This is a genomic window from Acinetobacter junii CIP 64.5 (assembly GCF_000368765.1).
Classification (GTDB): Bacteria; Pseudomonadota; Gammaproteobacteria; order Pseudomonadales; family Moraxellaceae; genus Acinetobacter; species Acinetobacter junii.
The window spans coordinates 1198379-1216382 of the sequence record NZ_KB849655.1; the positions used below are offsets into that span (position 1 = coordinate 1198379).

Consider the following 18004-nt stretch of genomic DNA (forward strand, 5'->3'; position numbering starts at 1 on the left):
TTTATGCGCTTACGTGGTTACGAATCGCACTTAACAGCTCATCTTTACTAAATGGCTTAGTTAAATATTCATCTGACCCCACAACACGCCCTTTGGCTTGATCAAACAAACCATCTTTGCTTGATAACATGATTACTGGAATATTTTGATAATTTAGAGAGTTTTTAATTAATGCACAGGTTTGGTAACCATCTAGACGAGGCATCATAATATCGACAAATACGATATCAGGATTTGCTTCCGCAATTTTCGATAATGCTTCAAAACCATCGACAGCTGTAATCACCTCACAACCTTCGCGTTGTAACAGTGTCTCAGCTGTACGTCGAATCGTTTTAGAATCGTCAATCACCATTACTTTTAAATTTTGAAATTTATCTTCCATTTATTGTCCTGCCCCATTCACTCAATACAAATTATGGTTGTTTAATTTGTTTTATACAGACTAGTTGATATTTTTAACATACCTTTACTTGCATTATCAATGAAGTTTTTTGAACCAAACTATCAGTTTTTCAAAACAATATTAAACAGTTCACACTTTTCATCAAATTCCTATTTTTTTTGCATAAGAAGTATTTTTAATTGTATAAATAGCTACTAATATAGTACTGATTATTATTTAAAAATAAGTGATTTAATTAACTTTTTATCGGGGAATGTAATGACTGGTTCGTTAAAGTGCGGTTTCCGCATTCGTCACTTTACAACGATTGCTCGTAATTACATTTGCGCATTTTTTTTATGTTTTTTTTATACATCAACTTTCGCAGCAACTGATCAACCCAAAGCAGCATGGTATCGTTACTACGACAGAAATGGTGTTGCTAATGTTAGTACTTCTGTGACACCAGAGCATATTCGTTATGGGTATGAAGCACTCGATCGTAACATGCAAGTGATCAAACGAAATCAACCATATAATGCGAATAAAGATATTCAACAAGCATCTCATCGTGAAGCTTTAGCTAGACAACGAGAAAAAGATTTAAAGCTCAAACGTGCCTATGGAAGTGCAAAAATTGCAGCAATAAAACGCGATCAAATGTTAGCAAACATTAAAAAGCAGTTGAATTATCAGCAGAACCAATTACAACAGTTACAACGCGATAAGATCGGCTTCAAGCGTCAAGAAATGGAATATCATCGCAAAGGAGAATCGATTCCAGCATCACTCAAAAACAATTTAGCCAATAATGCTCAAAATATTGATAATGTAAAAAACACTGTTGAAAGTTTACGTAATAGCTATCATAAAACTGAGTCAGATTATGCTGAGATCATTCGTCGCTTAAATAAATTAGAACAAGATGAAGCATCTCGTAATCAATAATTACCCTTCCCTTTCACAACTTTCGCTTGAATTGGATGTGCTAACTTTTCCGAAATTGAATGATTCATGTCATAATGCGCTCAATTCAAAATAGACATCTTAAAAGTCCTTTTTGTAAACTAATTTTTAGACAACATTTAACTCTAGGATAGTTTCCATGCGCGCAAGCCGCTTTTTATTTGCAACGTTAAGAGAAACCCCAAATGATGCTGAAGTTATTTCTCATCAGCTTATGTTACGTGCGGGGATGATTCGTAAATTAGCTTCTGGCTTATACTCTTGGTTGCCCATGGGAACACGCGTTCTAAAGAAAGTTGATGCGATTGTTCGTGAAGAAATGAATCGTTCTGGTGCATTAGAAGTCTTTATGCCAGTCACACAACCTGCTGCACTATGGGAAGAATCTGGTCGTTTTGAACAATACGGACCTGAATTATTACGTTTCAAAGATCGCCATACAAATGACTTTGTATTGGGACCTACACATGAAGAAGTCATCACCGATTTAGCGCGTAATGAACTTAAAAGTTATAAACAATTACCTTTAAATTTCTACCAGATTCAAACCAAATTCCGTGACGAAATTCGTCCTCGTTTTGGCGTGATGCGTTCACGTGAATTCATTATGAAAGATGCTTATTCTTTCCATGCAAACCAAGAATCTCTTCAAGAAACTTACGACGTAATGTATGACACATACAGCCGTATCTTCACACGATTAGGATTGGACTTCCGCCCAGTTCAGGCTGATACAGGCTCGATTGGTGGTTCTGCATCGCATGAGTTTCATGTATTGGCATCTAGTGGTGAAGACGACATCGCCTTCTCTACAGAATCAGATTACGCAGCTAACGTTGAAATGGCTGAGGCTGTGTTAGTTGGTGAGCGTTTAGCAGCTACACAAGAATTTAAAATCGTTGAAACACCGAATCAAAAAACGATTGAAGATGTCTGTGGTTTTTTAAATGCTGAAGCGAAACAATCGATCAAAGCTCTACTTGTACAAGGTATCGCGGATGAAAACGGCAATATTCCAGTAATTGCACTTTTCTTACGCGGTGATCACGAACTGAATGAGATTAAAGCTGAAAAACATCCTCTTATTGCAGCGCCTCTGAGCTTTGCTACAGAAGAACAATTAAAGCAAAATGGTTTAACAGCTGGCTTCTGTGGTCCTCAGGGACTTGTAGAAAAAGGCTTAACCGTAATTGTTGATCGTGCAGCATCTGTATTATCTGATTTTATCGCAGGTGCTAACCAAGTTGATAAGCATGCTACTGGCTTAAACTGGGAACGAGATGCGAAGTATAGTGAAGTTTATGATCTTCGTAATGTGGTTGAAGGCGATCCCTCACCAGATGGTAAAGGTACATTGCAGATTAAACGAGGGATCGAAGTTGGTCATATCTTCCAACTCGGTACGAAATATTCTGAAGCATTAGGTTGTAAAGTACTTGGCGAAGATGGGAAACCATTTACTGTCACAATGGGTTGCTATGGTATCGGTGTCACACGTGTAGTTGCTGCAGCAATTGAGCAAAACTTTGACGATAAAGGCATTATTTGGCCACAAGCAATCGCACCATTCGAAGTTGCAATCGTTCCAATGAATGCTCATAAATCGCCGCGTACTCTTGAGGCAGCAGAAGCACTTTATGCTGAATTACAAGCCCAAGGTTATGACGTGTTATTAGATGACCGTAATGAACGCCCTGGTGTTAAGTTCTCTGATCTTGAATTGATGGGTATTCCTCATCGTATTGTAATCGGTGAAAAAGGCTTAGACGCTGGTACTTTTGAATATAAAGGTCGTCGTGATGAAGAATCAACTAATCTAAGTAAAGAAGAGTTAATCAAAAAACTTGCTGGTTAATTGCTAATTATCAGATAGCAAAAAAGCCGTTTTTGAAACGGCTTTTTTTATTTTTTAGATTTAGACAGTTAAATCTTTTATGGTCTCTGATGAACGATTGTTTTTAACAGACTCAATCCCTTTATCTCGTGATTGTTCACTTGAATACAATTGGCTAGTTCCAATCACCTGATGATTCGCTGCTTTTAAATTAAAATAAGGTTTATCATTTTTTGCTACCACTCGCTCATATCGCCCATCATCTGGACTATTTTTTTGAACAGATGCTATACCATTGAGCACCGCTGCTTTTGTTTTATAAAGTTCACTATTTAGAATGGGCTCACCATTCCCTGCTTTTAAAACAAAGCGATACTGCCCATCATTCGCTTGACTGACTTCAAACCAACCTGCTATGAGAACCTCTCTTATCGGAGTTGTTATTTATAAATTGTTATTTCAATATAGTTGAGTAGAAAACCATAGAAGATTGTTTTTTGTTCTCATTTAGTAATTTATAAGAAAAGCAACATTTCTGCTGCTTTTCTTATGCTTAAACTACGCTTTCTTTACAAATTCAGCTTTAAGTTTCATAGCGCCTATACCATCAATTTTACAATCGATATTATGACCATCACTTGCACCGTGAACTAAACGAATCGTTTTTACTTTTGTACCGACTTTTACAACAGAAGACGAACCTTTTATTTTTAAATCTTTAATAACAGTAATACTATCCCCATCAGCCAATACATTACCATTTGCATCTTTAATGATTTCTTCTGATTCATTTGTGGCAACAGAACCCTCTTTCCACTCGTGTGCACACTCAGGGCAAATAAATAAATCAGCTTCTTGATAAGTATATTCTGATTGGCATTTTGGACAATTTGGCAAAGACATAAAAGAAACTCAAAATACTATTATGAATCAAAGACAATTTTTTTCAAAACACCATTTTAAGTATTGTTAAAATTATAAAAATTCATTTTTCCTTAGCTAATATAAAATTTTTAAGCACCAAAGCATGATTCAAATTTGGATCCTTTGCAGCATATATAAGGGTTAGCTTATTCTTTTCAGCCAAGAGTACCAACTCATTAATACATGGATTCCTAGACAATTCTTCATAATACTTATCTTGGAATTCCAACCAATTTTCTACTTTATGGCAAAATGCAGTACGTAATTGTGTTGATGGTGCTATTTCTTTTAACCATAAATCAAGATGTGCTTTTTCCTTTGATACTCCTCTTGGCCATAAACGGTCAACAAGGATCCTTAACCCATCTAATTTTTCAGAATCCTCATAAATTCTCTTAATTTGAATATCCATTAAACACCACCTGAAAAGACAAAACTAACTTTCCATAGAGATATCAACCACTTCACCTTTAGCATCAAAACTCACGCAAATAACATAGTTAGTTACTTCTTCTGGTAAGCTAAAATCCAACATTTCCATTGTTTCTAGGTCTTCATCTTCAAATTGATGAACAAGCACTAAGTGTTCTAGAACTTGTAAACAATTGGGTTGACTGGTTCCAAAATGTTTTTCCCAATAATCAGGTTCAATCTCTTCGAGGTGATGTTGAATAAATAACTCGACACTATCTTCAGCTTGTTGATTTTCTAATGCTGTTCGCATCGCTGCACGAGCGATTTGCTCTCGGTTAAGTCCAAAATGATTAGCCATTATTGATTCCCTATCATCTTATGAGTTGAATTTTTATTTTTAATGCATAGTTTTATTGACTAAAAATATCATAGCGGTTTTCAAACTGTTAGCGACACATCTAATCTTCTATTTGGCTACGATTATCGAGAATTTCAGGCTGCATTTTTATAAAAAATGGCGCAAAATGTCTTTATGTTTTTAGATGAACAAATAGTTTAGGATCGATCAATGAGTGAGCTTGCTTTTACGGCTTTTAGTTTAAATGGTGTTGATGCACAAAAATTTTTACAAGGTCAGGTGACGGTTCATGTTGAACGTTTAGCTTTAAATGAAAGTCGCTACACTGCTATTTGCGATTTAAAAGGACGAATTCATTTTGGTTTGTGGATAAAAAAGCTAAATACAGAAAGTTTTGAACTAGTTACGACTCACGATCAAGCTGAAGAGTTTGCCAAGCACATTAAGAAATTTGGTGCTTTTTCTAAGTTGAAATTAGAAGAAATAGGTTCTGTTTTTCCAACTATACATGGGATCCAAACAGAATTTTCTTCAAATGAAACGGATATCTATACTTGGCAGATTGAAGCGATCAAGTCAGGGCAAGCTTGGATTAGCAAAACAACAGAACACTTATTCCAGCCGCAAGAATTACGATTACATCAGCGCGACGGCGTACATTTTGATAAGGGCTGTTATTTAGGTCAAGAAATTGTAGCTCGTCTTTGGTTTAAAGCTAAACCCAAACACTGGTTACATCTAATTCATGCCAAAGGTGATCTGCCTGCTCCAGCAACACAACTACACAAGGATGTTGAAGTTGTAAATAGTGTAAGTATTAATGATGGTTATTTAGCGCTCGTGATTGCCAAGCCAACGGCTTTAGAAGAATTAGGACTAGAAATCCTAGATTTACCAGAGGCTTTGAATGGCGATGTAGCAAGACCAAGTTAACAGTTGTAAAGACCTTTTTCATTTTTGGAGCTGTAATAACATGGTTATCCTTTACTACAACTCCTTAATGAAATCTATTGAATGACGATAAGCATATTATTCAAGCTGTTCGAAAATCTTCATGCAGTAATTTAACCTTTTGAGTAGATATCTGTTTTTCTTAAAAAATGTAATTCGAATTGTAGCAATTCCTGTTGATTTGCAACAAAACTAGTAACTGCTTAGAAAGCTAAACTTTCATAATGTAAAGAATATTTATGATTAATTCACAGTATCTCCATAGAATTTAAATAAGGTTATTTCTATTAAGACTCGTTATTATATTTTTCATAGATTTAGAGAAATTAAAACTCAAATTAAGCCAATAAATTGCATTCAACACTTATACAAAATCAAGATTTACATTTCAGATTATAAATTTATGATTAGGGTTAAAGATTGCTTTCTGCTACGCAAAGGAGTGATAGCAGACCAAACTGAAAGGAAAGAAGATGAAAAAATTGCTTATTGCTAGCTTAATTGCCATAACCTGTAACTCAGTATTTGCTGCAGAAAAAGGTAATGCTGATGTAATATTTTCTAAAGCAAACCAACTTTATGAAGCAAAAAACTACACAGCTGCTTTCCAAGAAATTCAGCGAATTGCGGCATCGGGTAATGCTCAAGCAATTTATAATCTTGGCTCTATGACTCAGCAAGGCTTAGGCACATCAAAAGATGAAAAAAAGGCATTTGAATACTTTCAAGATGCCTCAAATAAAGGATTTGGCAAGGCGAGTTATGAACTCGCACAAATATATCGATATGGTAAAAGCAATATTGGAATCACGAAAGACACACAGAAATATAAAATATATTTAGATAAAGCTGCGAAACAAGGCTCAGAAGAAGCTGGTGTAGAGGTGGCAACGATATTATTTGCTCAAGGAAAACCAGAGTACGACCAATTGGCGATTCGACAGCTACGTCCATTGATACAAAAGAATTATTATCCAGCGATACACCTAAAGGCGATCTACGATCTAGGTATGGGAAATAAAAATAAAAATCCTGTCCTACAGCAGGTTGCTGTGAACAGCTTTCGCTCTTTAGCCTCTAAAGGATATGCACCATCGTTAATGGTTCTTGGGAATTTGATGGCGAACGGAGATGTAGTTGACCAAAATCTTCCTGAAGCTCAAAAAATATTCAAGACCTTAGCAGCCCAAAATATTCCAAATGCCAAAGAATCTTTGGAAAAAGTTGAACAAGCTATTGCCGCTCAAAAAGCTGCACCAGTAGCAACTCAACCACCTAAAAAGTAATCATATATTGGCAGCACATAAAAAAGTGCTGCCAATATTTATAATTTTAAAATTGTTTAGAGACTTTTAGACCAGCACTCCAGTTCCGACCATCCGCAGGTTCAAAGAAACGGCTGCTTCCTTCGTTGACAATCACAGAACCAGCATAGTTTTTATCGAACAGATTATCTACACGCGCAAAGCCATTAATGCCCCAATCAGCACGTTTCCATGCATAACCTGTATAAATCGATGCCACAGTATAGCTTGCAGCAGCATCACTATTGATATCATTGACATAGACCTTATCCATAAACTGGGTATCAAGTCCTGCATAGAAACCTTGCTCTGGCTGCCATACCAAGCCAATAAAGGCTTGATTCTTAGCAATTCCAGGAATTGCATTGCCTTCTGGAATCTCTGCAACTTTCCCAGCCGCAGGCACTTTCGAATCAAAAGTTGCATCTAAATATGCATAGCTCGCATTCAGTGCTATGTCTTTCCAAAGCTTCTTATTCCATGCAAATTCAATACCTTTACGTAGGGTTTTATCAGCATTACGGAACGTCGCACGGCCACCCAAGCTTTCGGCTGCCACAATGTCATCTTTGGTTTCGATATAGAAGGTCGCCAAGTTAAAATCACCCAGCGTATTTGAAGATTTTAAACCGAGTTCATAGTTATCACTTTTCAATGGTTTTAAATCAAGCATACTTACGCCACCTTGTGCAGGATAAGCCATTTCAGTAAAAGTCGGTGTTTCAAACCCTTTGGCATAGCTCGCGTAAGCCAGCACTTCTGGGATGATTTGCCAGCTTAATGCAACTGAAGGTAATACCTCTTCGTATGTTGTCTTACCACTATTATCGCCGTTCAAACCAACGATATAATGATCTTTCGACTTGTAATGTACATTGCTATAACGCACCCCTGTATCTAAACGCATGGTTTGTAAAAAAGACCAAGATGCTTGTAGATAAGGATCTACATTCCACAAAGTATTGCGTTCATCACGGCGCACAGCACCTTTTATACCTTTATCACCCGCATCATTAAAGTTTTGATAGCCTTGTCGATCTTCGTTCATAGCATCGATCGCAACACCCGCACTGAATTGGGTATAAGGTAATAAATCTTTTCCTGTCCAGCGGAAATCAGCACCATAATAATCACGCTTAAAATCAATCACGCCACCAGCTTGATAGGGTGTGTTAGGGTTCTTCTGTACCGTATCTGGAATAGACTGGTATTGTGTTACCTGACGTTGCCCAATATAAGTCATCGCATACAGTTCATTTTGATCATTGAGTGGTTTTGACCAAGTCAAACCTGTCTGAGTTTGCTCAATATCTTTACGAACATTGTAAGTATTATTAGCATCATTAACTTGACGAGGATTTTGTTGCCACTGAGTTCTATTTAATCCCTGTGGATCATCAGCATGAATCTTCACATAGTTAGTAACCCAATTAATTTTACTGCCATCTTCCAAATTCCATGTCAGTTTCGCATTATTTAAGACTTTTTCTGCGCTACTATGATCGCGATAACCATCCGTATTAAAATATGAGGAACTAATGATATAGCTCGGCTCATTTTGATTTTTAGCGCCCCCTTGTAAAACTAGCCCTGCATGATTTTTGTTATGACTGCCGCCTGAATAACTCATTTCTACAGAATCCTTACCCTGCCCTTCTCGAGTAGTTGCAAGAACAGCTCCACCAGATGAATTACCATACAATGAAGAAAATGGTCCAGTCAAAACCTCTAAATGACTCAAACTATTCATATCGATGTTCGAAGTTTGCCCCTGCCCATCGGGCATCGTTGCAGGTATTCCATCAACATATAAACGTATTCCCCGCACCCCAAAGGTCGATCTAGCACCAAAACCACGCATTGATAGCTGCAAGTCTTGAGCATAATTTTCCCGATTACGTACTTGAACGCTCGGAATCCCCTTAACAAGTTCTGTTAAATTAACCTGCAAAGATTGATCATTTTTAGGGGCATCAATTCGATAAACAGATGCTGGTGTTTGCATATAAGGCGTGTCAGTACGAGTAGCTTCGACTTTAATTACAGGTAAAGGTTCAATTTGATCATTACTAGATTCCTCTGACCATACAAAGGTACTTGCCATGCCCATAGTTATTGCAACTGAACCGTATAACAAGTTAATTTTTAGTGAAGGCATGGGTATTCCTTATTTCTGTGTGGCGATGATGAAATAGTTTCTTAAAACTAAATTTTGATTATTTTATTGTTGTGTTAGAGATTTAACCTTAGCGAAAAGATCAAAGTATTTTTTCATCATGATTCGCAATTAAAAATAAATATCAGCATAATTGTAAATGAAACATTTACCCTCATTGTATTGTTGTTGAAAACAACTTGAGCTGAATATGCCTGAACTTCCAGAAGTTGAAACTACTAAGACCAGTTTACTCCCACTCTTAGAACAACGAGTCCAATCAATACAGGTCTATAACTCAAGTTTACGTTGGCCTATACCCGATGATTTGAACAAACTGATTGGGCAACGTTTAATGGCGCTTAAACGTCGTTCTAAATATATTTTGGCTGAATTTGAACGAGATCAGATGCTATGGCACTTAGGTATGTCAGGCAGCTTTCGTTTATGTGAAGCAAACGAAGAATTGCGTAAACATGATCATCTTGTAATCGACTTCGAAGATCAACAGCTTCGCTATCATGATCCACGTCGCTTTGGTTGTATTCTATGGTTAGATAAAAACAATCAAGAAAAACTGATTGATACATTAGGGCCAGAACCGCTAAGTAATGAATTTAACGCTGTTTATTTATTTGAAAAACTCTCAAAAAAGAATGTCGGCATCAAAATTGCTTTAATGGATAATCATAATGTAGTAGGCGTTGGTAATATTTATGCGACTGAAAGCTTATTCAATGTCGGTATACATCCTGCACAACCCGCTTCAACATTGAGTTTAGAGCAAATTGAAAGCTTAGTGATTGAAGTAAAACGCATTCTAAAGCATGCAATTGAGCTAGGTGGTTCTACATTACGCGATTATACCAATGCAATGGGTGAAAATGGATACTTCCAACAAACACTCCTTGCTTATGGTCGAGCTGGTGAAATGTGTGTGAACTGTGAAACCACACTGGAGAATTTAAAACTTGGTCAACGTGCCAGTGTATTTTGCCCGCAGTGTCAGCCTCTAAAATCCACCAAAGCTTAGTTGCAAATCTATTTGAGGGAGACTAATTTCATGCAAACCGCAATCGTTCGACATATTTTAGTAAAAGATAAAGATCTTGCTGAACAGTTAAAAAAACGAATTCAGTCAGGTGCTGATTTCAGCAAAATTGCCAAACAATATTCAACCTGTAATTCAGCTAAACGCGGTGGTGAACTGGGTGAAGTAAAAAAAGGACAGCTTGTGCCTGTGATTGATAAGTTAGTTTTTACTGCAGCCGAGCGTATTTTACATGGTCCAATCAAAAGCCAATTTGGCTTTCACTTAGTTGAGATTAAATTTCGTATGGATGGGCTGAGATAGCCTTCGAAGTAAAGTATTTCTGCGCCCCTCCAGTAACGTATTCAAATCTTTGGCTGCATGACATAAGTCCAAGCTTCAACTTTTTCACCTGAATCTAATATCACTGGTGCAACAACGCGTTGATATTGGAAGCCTTCGAAATCATCCAACATTTGCCAGTTTTGCTCTAACTTTTCTGTACTAAAAAGATAGCCATCAACTAAAGGATCATTTTCATTGAGCACAATGGCTGGCAGACCTTTGTCAGGCCCCCAATCGAGTACATGCACAGTTCCATGTACTTGTGCCTTTTGCCAATCACCACCTATATTTCCTAAAATATGCGAATTTTCTCGATTTGGACCAAGTGTGCCGTAAACAAATAATCTGTTCATGTTGGTTAATCCCCTAGCAATACGCTCCGCATCTTAAAATGAAAGTAGAAAGTTTTCTATGTAAAAACGATTATCATCTATCGTTCTTTAGCTAATTTTATTCCAATCTACAATAAAAAAACGGCATATCAAATGCCGTTTTCTGTATCAAGGTCTATTAACCCTGTTTTTTCAATTCATCACGGATTTCACGTAACAACTGAATATCTTCTGGTGTAGGCGCTGGTGCTGCTGGCGCTGCTTCTTTTTGTTTACGCATACGATTCATTACTTTCACCATAAGAAACACAACCCATGCCAAAATAATGAAATTAATAAAGATGGTTAAGAAATTACCATAGGTTAAAACATTGACACCTGCTTTCGTTAATTGATCTAAAGACTGTAAATTATTTGGATTGTCTCCTAGCACAATAAACTTCTGCGTAAAATCAACACCCCCACCAGTAATAACTGAAATAAGTGGCATGATGATATCTTTCACCAATGAATCAATAATTTTACCAAATGCACCACCAATGATGACACCAATGGCAAGATCCATCATATTGCCTTTGATGGCAAATTCTTTAAATTCTTGAATAATACTCATTTATAACTCTCCAGAATTGACGTGATCGCACCTACTTTTGCATTGTTTATTACATAGGCACAGTTATTCATCATAATATTGATAATTTAATATTATTCTGAAATAAATAAAGTTATTTCACACTTTAACAACATATTTTATTGTAGTAAAAATATGAACTTAAGCATGCATCAGTCATAATTCATTTTCAATAAAAAAACCGCTAAATTAATTTAGCGGTTTTTTAAATCTTCTATGCTAAAAGATTATTTATCGCGATTACGCTTACGTTCGTTTTCAGTCAAGTAACGCTTACGAATACGGATTGATTTTGGTGTTACTTCAACCAGCTCATCATCTTCAATGAATTCAAGCGCTTGTTCAAGCGTATATTCCAATGCAGGTGTTAAAGTCAGTGCTTCATCAGTACCTGATGCACGAACGTTGGTTAATTGCTTCGCTTTGGTTGGGTTAACAACCATATCATCTGAACGTGAGTTAATACCAATGATCATGCCTTCATATACTTCAAGCTGTGGCTTAGCAAATAAACGACCACGGTCTTGAAGTGTGAAGAGTGCATAGCCCAAGCAAGTCCCTTGAACCATAGAAATCAACACACCATTTTGACGTTTCGCAACAGTACCTGCTTTTGCTGGACCGTAATGCGAGAAGCTTGATGTCATGATCCCTGTACCAGAAGTCATGGTTAAGAATTCAGAACGGAAACCAATCAAGCCACGTGAAGGTACAGTCGCTTCAATACGGATACGACCTTTACCATCAACTTCCATATTGGTCATTTCACCTTTACGGAAGCCCATTTGTTCCATAACTGAACCTTGATGCTGTTCTTCAACATCAAACGTTACATTTTCGTATGGCTCTTGTTTTTCACCATCGATTTCTTTCATGATGACTTGTGGACGTGATACGCCCATTTCAAAGCCTTCACGACGCATGTTTTCAATCAATACTGAAAGGTGAAGTTCACCACGACCAGATACTTTAAAACGGTCTGGACTATCAGTATCTTCAACACGTAATGCCACATTGTGAATCAATTCACGATCAAGACGCTCACGGATATTACGTGAAGTCACGAATTTACCTTCTTTACCAGCAAACGGTGAGTTGTTCACTTGGAACGTCATCGAAACTGTAGGTTCATCAACAGACAATGCAGGTAATGCTTCAACATTTTTCGGATCACAAATCGTGTCAGAAATATTTAATGCATCAATACCTGTGATACAAACGATATCACCAGCAGAAGCAGATTCAACATCAACACGCTCTAAACCGTGATAACCCATGATTTTTAAGATACGACCATTACGTGTCTTACCTTCTTTATCAATTACGGTTACTTGAGTGTTCAATTTTACAGAACCACGTTGAATACGACCAACACCAATAACACCAACGAAGCTGTTATAATCAAGTGAAGAAATCTGCATTTGGAACGGACCATCAACATCAACTGCTGGTGGTTCTACGATATCAACAATCGTTTCAAACAACGGAGTCATATCATCCGCTAATTCTTCTGGTGATGGACCAGCCACACCACGAAGACCTGAAGCATAAACAACTGGGAAGTCTAATTGCTCATCAGATGCGCCTAAGTTATCAAATAAGTCGAATACTTGATCAATAACCCAGTCACAACGAGCGCTTGGCTTGTCAACTTTGTTAATGATTACGATTGGCTTCAAACCACGTGCGAACGCTTTTTGCGTTACGAAACGAGTTTGTGGCATTGGACCTTCTTGAGAGTCAACAAGAAGCAATACACAGTCAACCATCGACATTACACGTTCAACTTCGCCACCGAAGTCTGCGTGTCCCGGGGTATCCACGATATTGATACGGTATTCAGTATCAGTACGCTTATCTAACCATTTGATTGCAGTATTTTTCGCAAGAATGGTAATACCACGTTCAGACTCAAGCGCGTTAGAATCCATAACACGTTCAATCTCGCCTGCGCGATCACCAAGAGCACCTGATTGTTGTAAAAGTTTGTCTACAAGAGTCGTTTTACCATGATCGACGTGCGCAATAATGGCAATGTTACGGAGAGTTTTAATATCTGACATGTAAAATTCGATACGCTTTAAATTTGAGGGCAAATTATACAGAAAAATACTAAAGTTTAGTAGTGACAGTTTATTGACAGAGCAATTTTTTTCTGACGAATAGTTACAGAATCGTTGGTAAAGTAGTCTAAGTCTATTAGAATAATCAACTAATGCTTACCGCTTTTTTATGCTCCCATGTCAAATCCCCACTCAGAACAACCGCTCGATCTAGTCTATGGGCTAAATGATCGACCGAAACCTTTTATTGCTTTTTTAGCGGCGCTTCAACATCTTTTAGCGATTTTAGTGCCAATTGTCACCCCTGGATTATTGATTTGTTTGGCATTAGGTGTGTCTCGCGAAGACACCAATATGATTCTTTCTATGTCATTAATCATTTCAGGGATCGCGACTTTCTTGCAATGTAAAAAAGTTGGTCCATTTGGCGCTGGATTACTTATTGTTCAAGGAACTAGCTTTAATTTCATTGGTCCTATCATTGGTATAGGTAGCGCAATGGTAGCCGCTGGCACACCTGTCGAACAAGTTATGGCTGCCATTTTTGGTGTCGTAATCGCTGGTTCATTTATCGAAATGGGCGTATCTCAAATTTTACCTTGGGTAAAAAAGCTGATTACTCCTCTCGTTACAGGAATCGTCGTTCTGTTGATTGGTCTAACATTGATCAAAGAAGGACTGATTAGCATGGGGGGTGGTTATACTGCAATGCAGGATAATACCTTTGCAAATGCAGATAATCTCATTATGTCATGTACAGTTTTGGGGATTATCATTTTACTGAATAGAATTCGCATTATTTGGGTGAAAAGTTCAGCAATTTTGATCGCTTTAGTCATCGGTTATGTACTTGCTGGATTTATGGGACATTTAAACTTTTCCGTATTACAAGAAGCCCCGATTATTCAAATCCCAACACCAATGCATTTTGGATTGAGCTTTTCTTGGAGCTTGTTTATTCCAATGGCTTTTATTTATCTAGTAACTTCTCTAGAAGCAATTGGTGATGTCACAGCAACCAGCAAAATTTCCAATCAACCTGTAGATGGCCCCATTTGGATGCAACGCATCAAAGGTGGTGTTCTAGTTAATGGTGCCAACTCTTTCTTAGCAGGTATTTTCAATACTTTTCCAAGTTCTGTATTTGCACAAAATAATGGTGTGATCCAGTTGACTGGTGTTGCGAGCCGTTATGTAGGTCTTTGGATTGCAGCATTATTGATCTTATTAGGTTTATTCCCTGCTGTGGCTGCTGTGATTCAAGCTGTTCCACAAGCGGTACTTGGCGGTGCGGTGATGGTCATGTTCGGTGCTGTGGCAGCATCTGGTATTAATATTTTATCAACGATCCATTTAGATCGCCGTGCATTGTTAATTATTGCAATTTCATTAGCACTAGGCTTAGGGGTAGCACAAGTACCACAAATCCTAGAACACCTTCCTGAATTATTTAAAAATATTTTCAGCTCAGGTGTTGCAACAGGTGGTATTGCAGCCTTGATTTTGAATATTGTTTTACCTGAAACTCAAAAATAATTCGTTAACAATTGCAAGTGCCCAGTTTCACGACTGGGCTTTGTTTTTGATGAGAGATCAATATGGATCCACGTAGTGAAGTTGTCATACGTCAACAAGATTATTTAAAAGGGCAAGTTTTATTCATCAATGCCCCGAATGATCAGCTCGTAAAAAACTTACCCGTCGAAGTCGAAGCTTCCGTTTGGACATGGAACTTTGCAGATCATCAAGGCTTTCTAAACGCAGAAATAAAATCAATTTTTTGCGTTGAGTTTCCAGCAAATCGCTATGATCAGGTGGTTATTTTTGTTCCAAAATCAAAAGAGCTTTTAAACTATATTTTGCATACTGTTGCCAGCCATTTAGAGCTAGGTCAATCAGTCTTTTTAGTTGGTGAGAAAAAAGGTGGGATTGAACGAGCAGCTAAACAATTACAGCAATATGGAAAAGCTATCAAATTAGATAGTGCACGCCATTGCCAACTTTGGCAGATGCGACTCGAAAAATTAGCACAATCAAAAACACTGCAAGACTGGTTAAAAACCTATACGATTCAAATCGACCAACAATCACTCACGATTTGCGCACTTCCAGGTGTGTTTAGTCAAGATCATTTGGATGTGGGTACAGCAGTCTTGCTCCCTTACCTTCAAGAAGTAAAATCAGGTAAGATTGCCGACTTTGGTTGCGGCGCTGGCGTAATTAGTGCCTATCTAGCCAAATTAAACCCAGAACAGCATATTTTTGCACTTGATGTTGATGCCTTTGCATTACAGTCAACCAAGTTCACATTTGAACAGAATGGCTTAAACTTGGAAAATTTAAATCTTGAACCAGTTACTTGCTTTAGTGACGCCCCTCAAGATTTGGATGCAATTGTAAGCAATCCACCATTTCATCAAGGCATACATACTAATTACGATGCAAGTGAAACTCTGTGTCGCTTAGCAAAATCGCATTTAAAAAGTTCGGGTGAACTGTGGATCGTAGCCAATCGCTTTCTCAATTATCCTCCCCTCATTGAACAACAATTTGGTCAATGTGAAGTGAAAGCTGATCAGCAGGGATTCAAAGTATTATATGCCTGTGCAGGCAAGGTTGGTTGACATCTCAACCTAACACGTAATTTTAAGTGTCAACTGACCCTTATTCGGTTTAAGGAAATCTTATGAGCGATATTTCTGCTCCTCAACACCTACAGCGTAAGCTTGGGGCACGCCATCTCAATATGATTGCCATCGGTGGATCGATTGGTACAGGCTTATTCCTTGCTTCAGGCTCTACGATCGCTACCGCAGGTCCTGGCGGTGCGTTACTCGCTTATGCACTTATTGGAATCATGATTTATTTCTTGATGACTAGTTTAGGCGAGCTTGCAACTCATAACCCAAGTTCTGGTGCTTTCTTCACCTATGGTAGTCGCTATGTAGAAGAAGGTTTTGGTTTTGCTTTAGGATGGAACTATTGGTACAACTGGGCGATTACAGTCGCATTTGAATTAGTAGCCGTCCAATTCATCATGAAATTTTGGTTTCCAGAAATTTCTGGCTTCTATTGGAGTGCTGTATTTTTGGCTGTGATCTTTGCAATCAATGCAATGACGGTCAAAGGCTTTGGTGAAAGTGAATTCTGGTTTTCAATGATTAAAGTTATTGCCATTATTGTATTTATCATCATCGGTATCGCAATGATTGCAAAAATTATGCTGACTCCAAATGTTTCTGCATTTAGCAACTGGACCAAAGGTGATGCGCCATTCGTTGGTGGATTACAAGCACTGGTTGGTGTTGCAATGATCGCAGGGTTCTCATTTCAAGGTACTGAAATGGTCGGTGTAGCTGCTGGTGAATCAAAAGACCCTAAGAAAACAATTCCCTTGGCGATTAAACAGATTTTTTGGCGAATTCTACTTTTCTATATTTTGTGTATTTTCATCATTGGTACACTGGTCAGCTACGATAATCCTTTGTTACTGCATGCCGCAGAAAGTGAAAATATTGCGCTTTCTCCATTTACTCTTCTCTATGAAAAAGCAGGATTCGCATTTGCTGCAAGCTTAATGAATGCAGTTATTCTGAGTGCAATTTTATCTGCGGGTAACTCTGGAATGTACTCTTCTACCCGTATGCTATTTGATATGGCTAAAGAAGGTCGTGCGCCAAAGTGGTTCTCCAAATTAGATACACGTGGCGTTCCAATGAATGCACTGTATGCAACTACAGCAGTTGCAGCATTATGTTTCCTAACGACATTTATCGGTGAGCAACAAGTTTTTAACTGGTTACTGAATATGTCAGGGATGTGTGGATTTATTGTCTGGCTAGGCATAGCAATATCACATTATCGTTTCCGCAAAGGCTATTTAGCTCAAGGACATAAGTTAGAAGACCTCGCTTATCGTGCAAAATTCTTTCCATTTGCACCGTGGTTTGCATTTATTCTCTGTTCCATCATTATTTTAGGTCAGAACTATCAAGCCCTGATTGGTGGAAAAATTGACTGGTTAGGACTACTTTCAACCTATATCAGTATTCCGCTATTTCTTGCAATTTGGTTAGGGTATAAGTGGAAACACAAGACCAAACTCATTGCTTACAAAGAGATGAATGTGAAAGAAGGTGAATAATAAATCTTAATTTCACTTGACCCTTTGAGAAATACGAGTAAAATTCACGCTCATATTTTCATCGGCAATTTATATAGGAGGACACACATGCCATTACTACAAAGGAAAACACTTTAAGATTTGGCACTGTGTGGTCTCACGGACAAGTGACAAATCAAATGATCACTT

At 37.8% G+C, this 18004-nt stretch carries 18 protein-coding genes; 9 read left to right on the forward strand and 9 right to left on the reverse strand.

Features of this window, described 5'->3' with window-relative positions:
• Position 1 precedes the first annotated feature (1 nt).
• Positions 2–385 carry a twitching motility response regulator PilG gene (pilG, locus tag F948_RS11260; protein ID WP_004640629.1) on the reverse strand — a complete coding sequence of 128 codons (384 nt, stop codon included), beginning with the start codon at positions 383–385 and terminating at the stop codon, positions 2–4.
• Between the two features lie 279 nt (positions 386–664).
• Here pilG and F948_RS11265 point away from each other — a divergent pair, with 279 nt between their 5' ends.
• Positions 665–1333, forward strand: a complete 669-nt coding sequence (locus tag F948_RS11265) for a hypothetical protein (RefSeq protein ID WP_004963893.1) — start codon at positions 665–667, stop codon at positions 1331–1333.
• A gap of 157 nt (positions 1334–1490) precedes the next feature.
• Positions 1491–3206, forward strand: coding sequence for a proline--tRNA ligase (locus F948_RS11270; protein WP_004963897.1), 1716 nt, complete (start codon positions 1491–1493; stop codon positions 3204–3206).
• Positions 3207–3266: 60 nt separating this feature from the next.
• Here the strand turns inward: F948_RS11270 and F948_RS11275 are convergent, their stop codons facing one another.
• From F948_RS11275 to F948_RS11290, 4 genes are all read right to left on the reverse strand, one after another.
• Positions 3267–3602: a YegP family protein gene (locus F948_RS11275; RefSeq protein ID WP_026057400.1), complete on the reverse strand. Its 336-nt coding sequence runs from the start codon at positions 3600–3602 to the stop codon at positions 3267–3269.
• A 141-nt stretch (positions 3603–3743) separates the two neighbouring features.
• Entirely contained in the window at positions 3744–4088 is a 345-nt protein-coding gene (locus tag F948_RS11280) for a zinc ribbon domain-containing protein YjdM (protein WP_004963901.1), read from the reverse strand.
• Positions 4089–4170: 82 nt separating this feature from the next.
• Positions 4171–4521 (reverse strand): DUF488 domain-containing protein, encoded by a 351-nt coding sequence (locus tag F948_RS11285; RefSeq protein WP_004963904.1) that lies wholly within the window; start codon positions 4519–4521, stop codon positions 4171–4173.
• Between the two features lie 24 nt (positions 4522–4545).
• A complete protein-coding gene (locus F948_RS11290; protein ID WP_004963907.1) occupies positions 4546–4881 on the reverse strand; it encodes a DUF2004 domain-containing protein in 336 nt (111 codons plus the stop codon).
• A gap of 210 nt (positions 4882–5091) precedes the next feature.
• Here F948_RS11290 and ygfZ point away from each other — a divergent pair, with 210 nt between their 5' ends.
• Together ygfZ and F948_RS11300 are read left to right on the forward strand one after the other, a co-directional pair.
• On the forward strand, positions 5092–5814 hold the full coding sequence (ygfZ, locus tag F948_RS11295; protein ID WP_004963910.1) for a CAF17-like 4Fe-4S cluster assembly/insertion protein YgfZ: 723 nt from the start codon (positions 5092–5094) through the stop codon (positions 5812–5814).
• Between the two features lie 491 nt (positions 5815–6305).
• Complete coding sequence (locus F948_RS11300) at positions 6306–7118, forward strand: tetratricopeptide repeat protein (RefSeq protein ID WP_004963912.1); 813 nt, start codon at positions 6306–6308, stop codon at positions 7116–7118.
• 46 nt (positions 7119–7164) lie between these two features.
• Here F948_RS11300 and F948_RS11305 read toward each other — a convergent pair whose 3' ends face one another.
• Complete coding sequence (locus tag F948_RS11305; RefSeq protein WP_004963916.1) at positions 7165–9294, reverse strand: TonB-dependent receptor; 2130 nt, start codon at positions 9292–9294, stop codon at positions 7165–7167.
• Positions 9295–9502: 208 nt separating this feature from the next.
• On the opposite strand from F948_RS11305, the gene mutM reads away from it, so the two are divergent.
• Both mutM and F948_RS11315 read left to right on the forward strand, forming a co-directional pair.
• A complete protein-coding gene (gene mutM / locus F948_RS11310) occupies positions 9503–10324 on the forward strand; it encodes a bifunctional DNA-formamidopyrimidine glycosylase/DNA-(apurinic or apyrimidinic site) lyase (RefSeq protein WP_004963919.1) in 822 nt (273 codons plus the stop codon).
• Between the two features lie 30 nt (positions 10325–10354).
• Positions 10355–10645, forward strand: a complete 291-nt coding sequence (locus F948_RS11315) for a peptidylprolyl isomerase (protein WP_004908776.1) — start codon at positions 10355–10357, stop codon at positions 10643–10645.
• A 41-nt stretch (positions 10646–10686) separates the two neighbouring features.
• Here the strand turns inward: F948_RS11315 and F948_RS11320 are convergent, their stop codons facing one another.
• The 3 genes from F948_RS11320 to typA form a co-directional block, all read right to left on the reverse strand.
• Complete coding sequence (locus F948_RS11320) at positions 10687–11019, reverse strand: gamma-glutamylcyclotransferase family protein (protein ID WP_004908779.1); 333 nt, start codon at positions 11017–11019, stop codon at positions 10687–10689.
• Positions 11020–11176: 157 nt separating this feature from the next.
• Positions 11177–11611, reverse strand: a complete 435-nt coding sequence (mscL, locus tag F948_RS11325) for a large conductance mechanosensitive channel protein MscL (protein ID WP_004908781.1) — start codon at positions 11609–11611, stop codon at positions 11177–11179.
• A 245-nt stretch (positions 11612–11856) separates the two neighbouring features.
• Complete coding sequence (typA, locus tag F948_RS11330) at positions 11857–13692, reverse strand: translational GTPase TypA (RefSeq protein ID WP_004908783.1); 1836 nt, start codon at positions 13690–13692, stop codon at positions 11857–11859.
• 177 nt (positions 13693–13869) lie between these two features.
• On the opposite strand from typA, the gene F948_RS11335 reads away from it, so the two are divergent.
• The 3 genes from F948_RS11335 (at position 13870) to F948_RS11345 (ending at position 17836) form a co-directional block, all read left to right on the forward strand.
• The gene (locus F948_RS11335) at positions 13870–15228 is read left to right on the forward strand and encodes a uracil-xanthine permease family protein (protein WP_004908784.1); all 1359 of its coding nucleotides are present in this window, start codon (positions 13870–13872) and stop codon (positions 15226–15228) included.
• Positions 15229–15290: 62 nt separating this feature from the next.
• On the forward strand, positions 15291–16316 hold the full coding sequence (locus F948_RS11340; RefSeq protein WP_004963925.1) for a class I SAM-dependent methyltransferase: 1026 nt from the start codon (positions 15291–15293) through the stop codon (positions 16314–16316).
• Positions 16317–16378: 62 nt separating this feature from the next.
• Positions 16379–17836 (forward strand): amino acid permease, encoded by a 1458-nt coding sequence (locus F948_RS11345; protein ID WP_004950518.1) that lies wholly within the window; start codon positions 16379–16381, stop codon positions 17834–17836.
• Positions 17837–18004 lie beyond the last annotated feature (168 nt).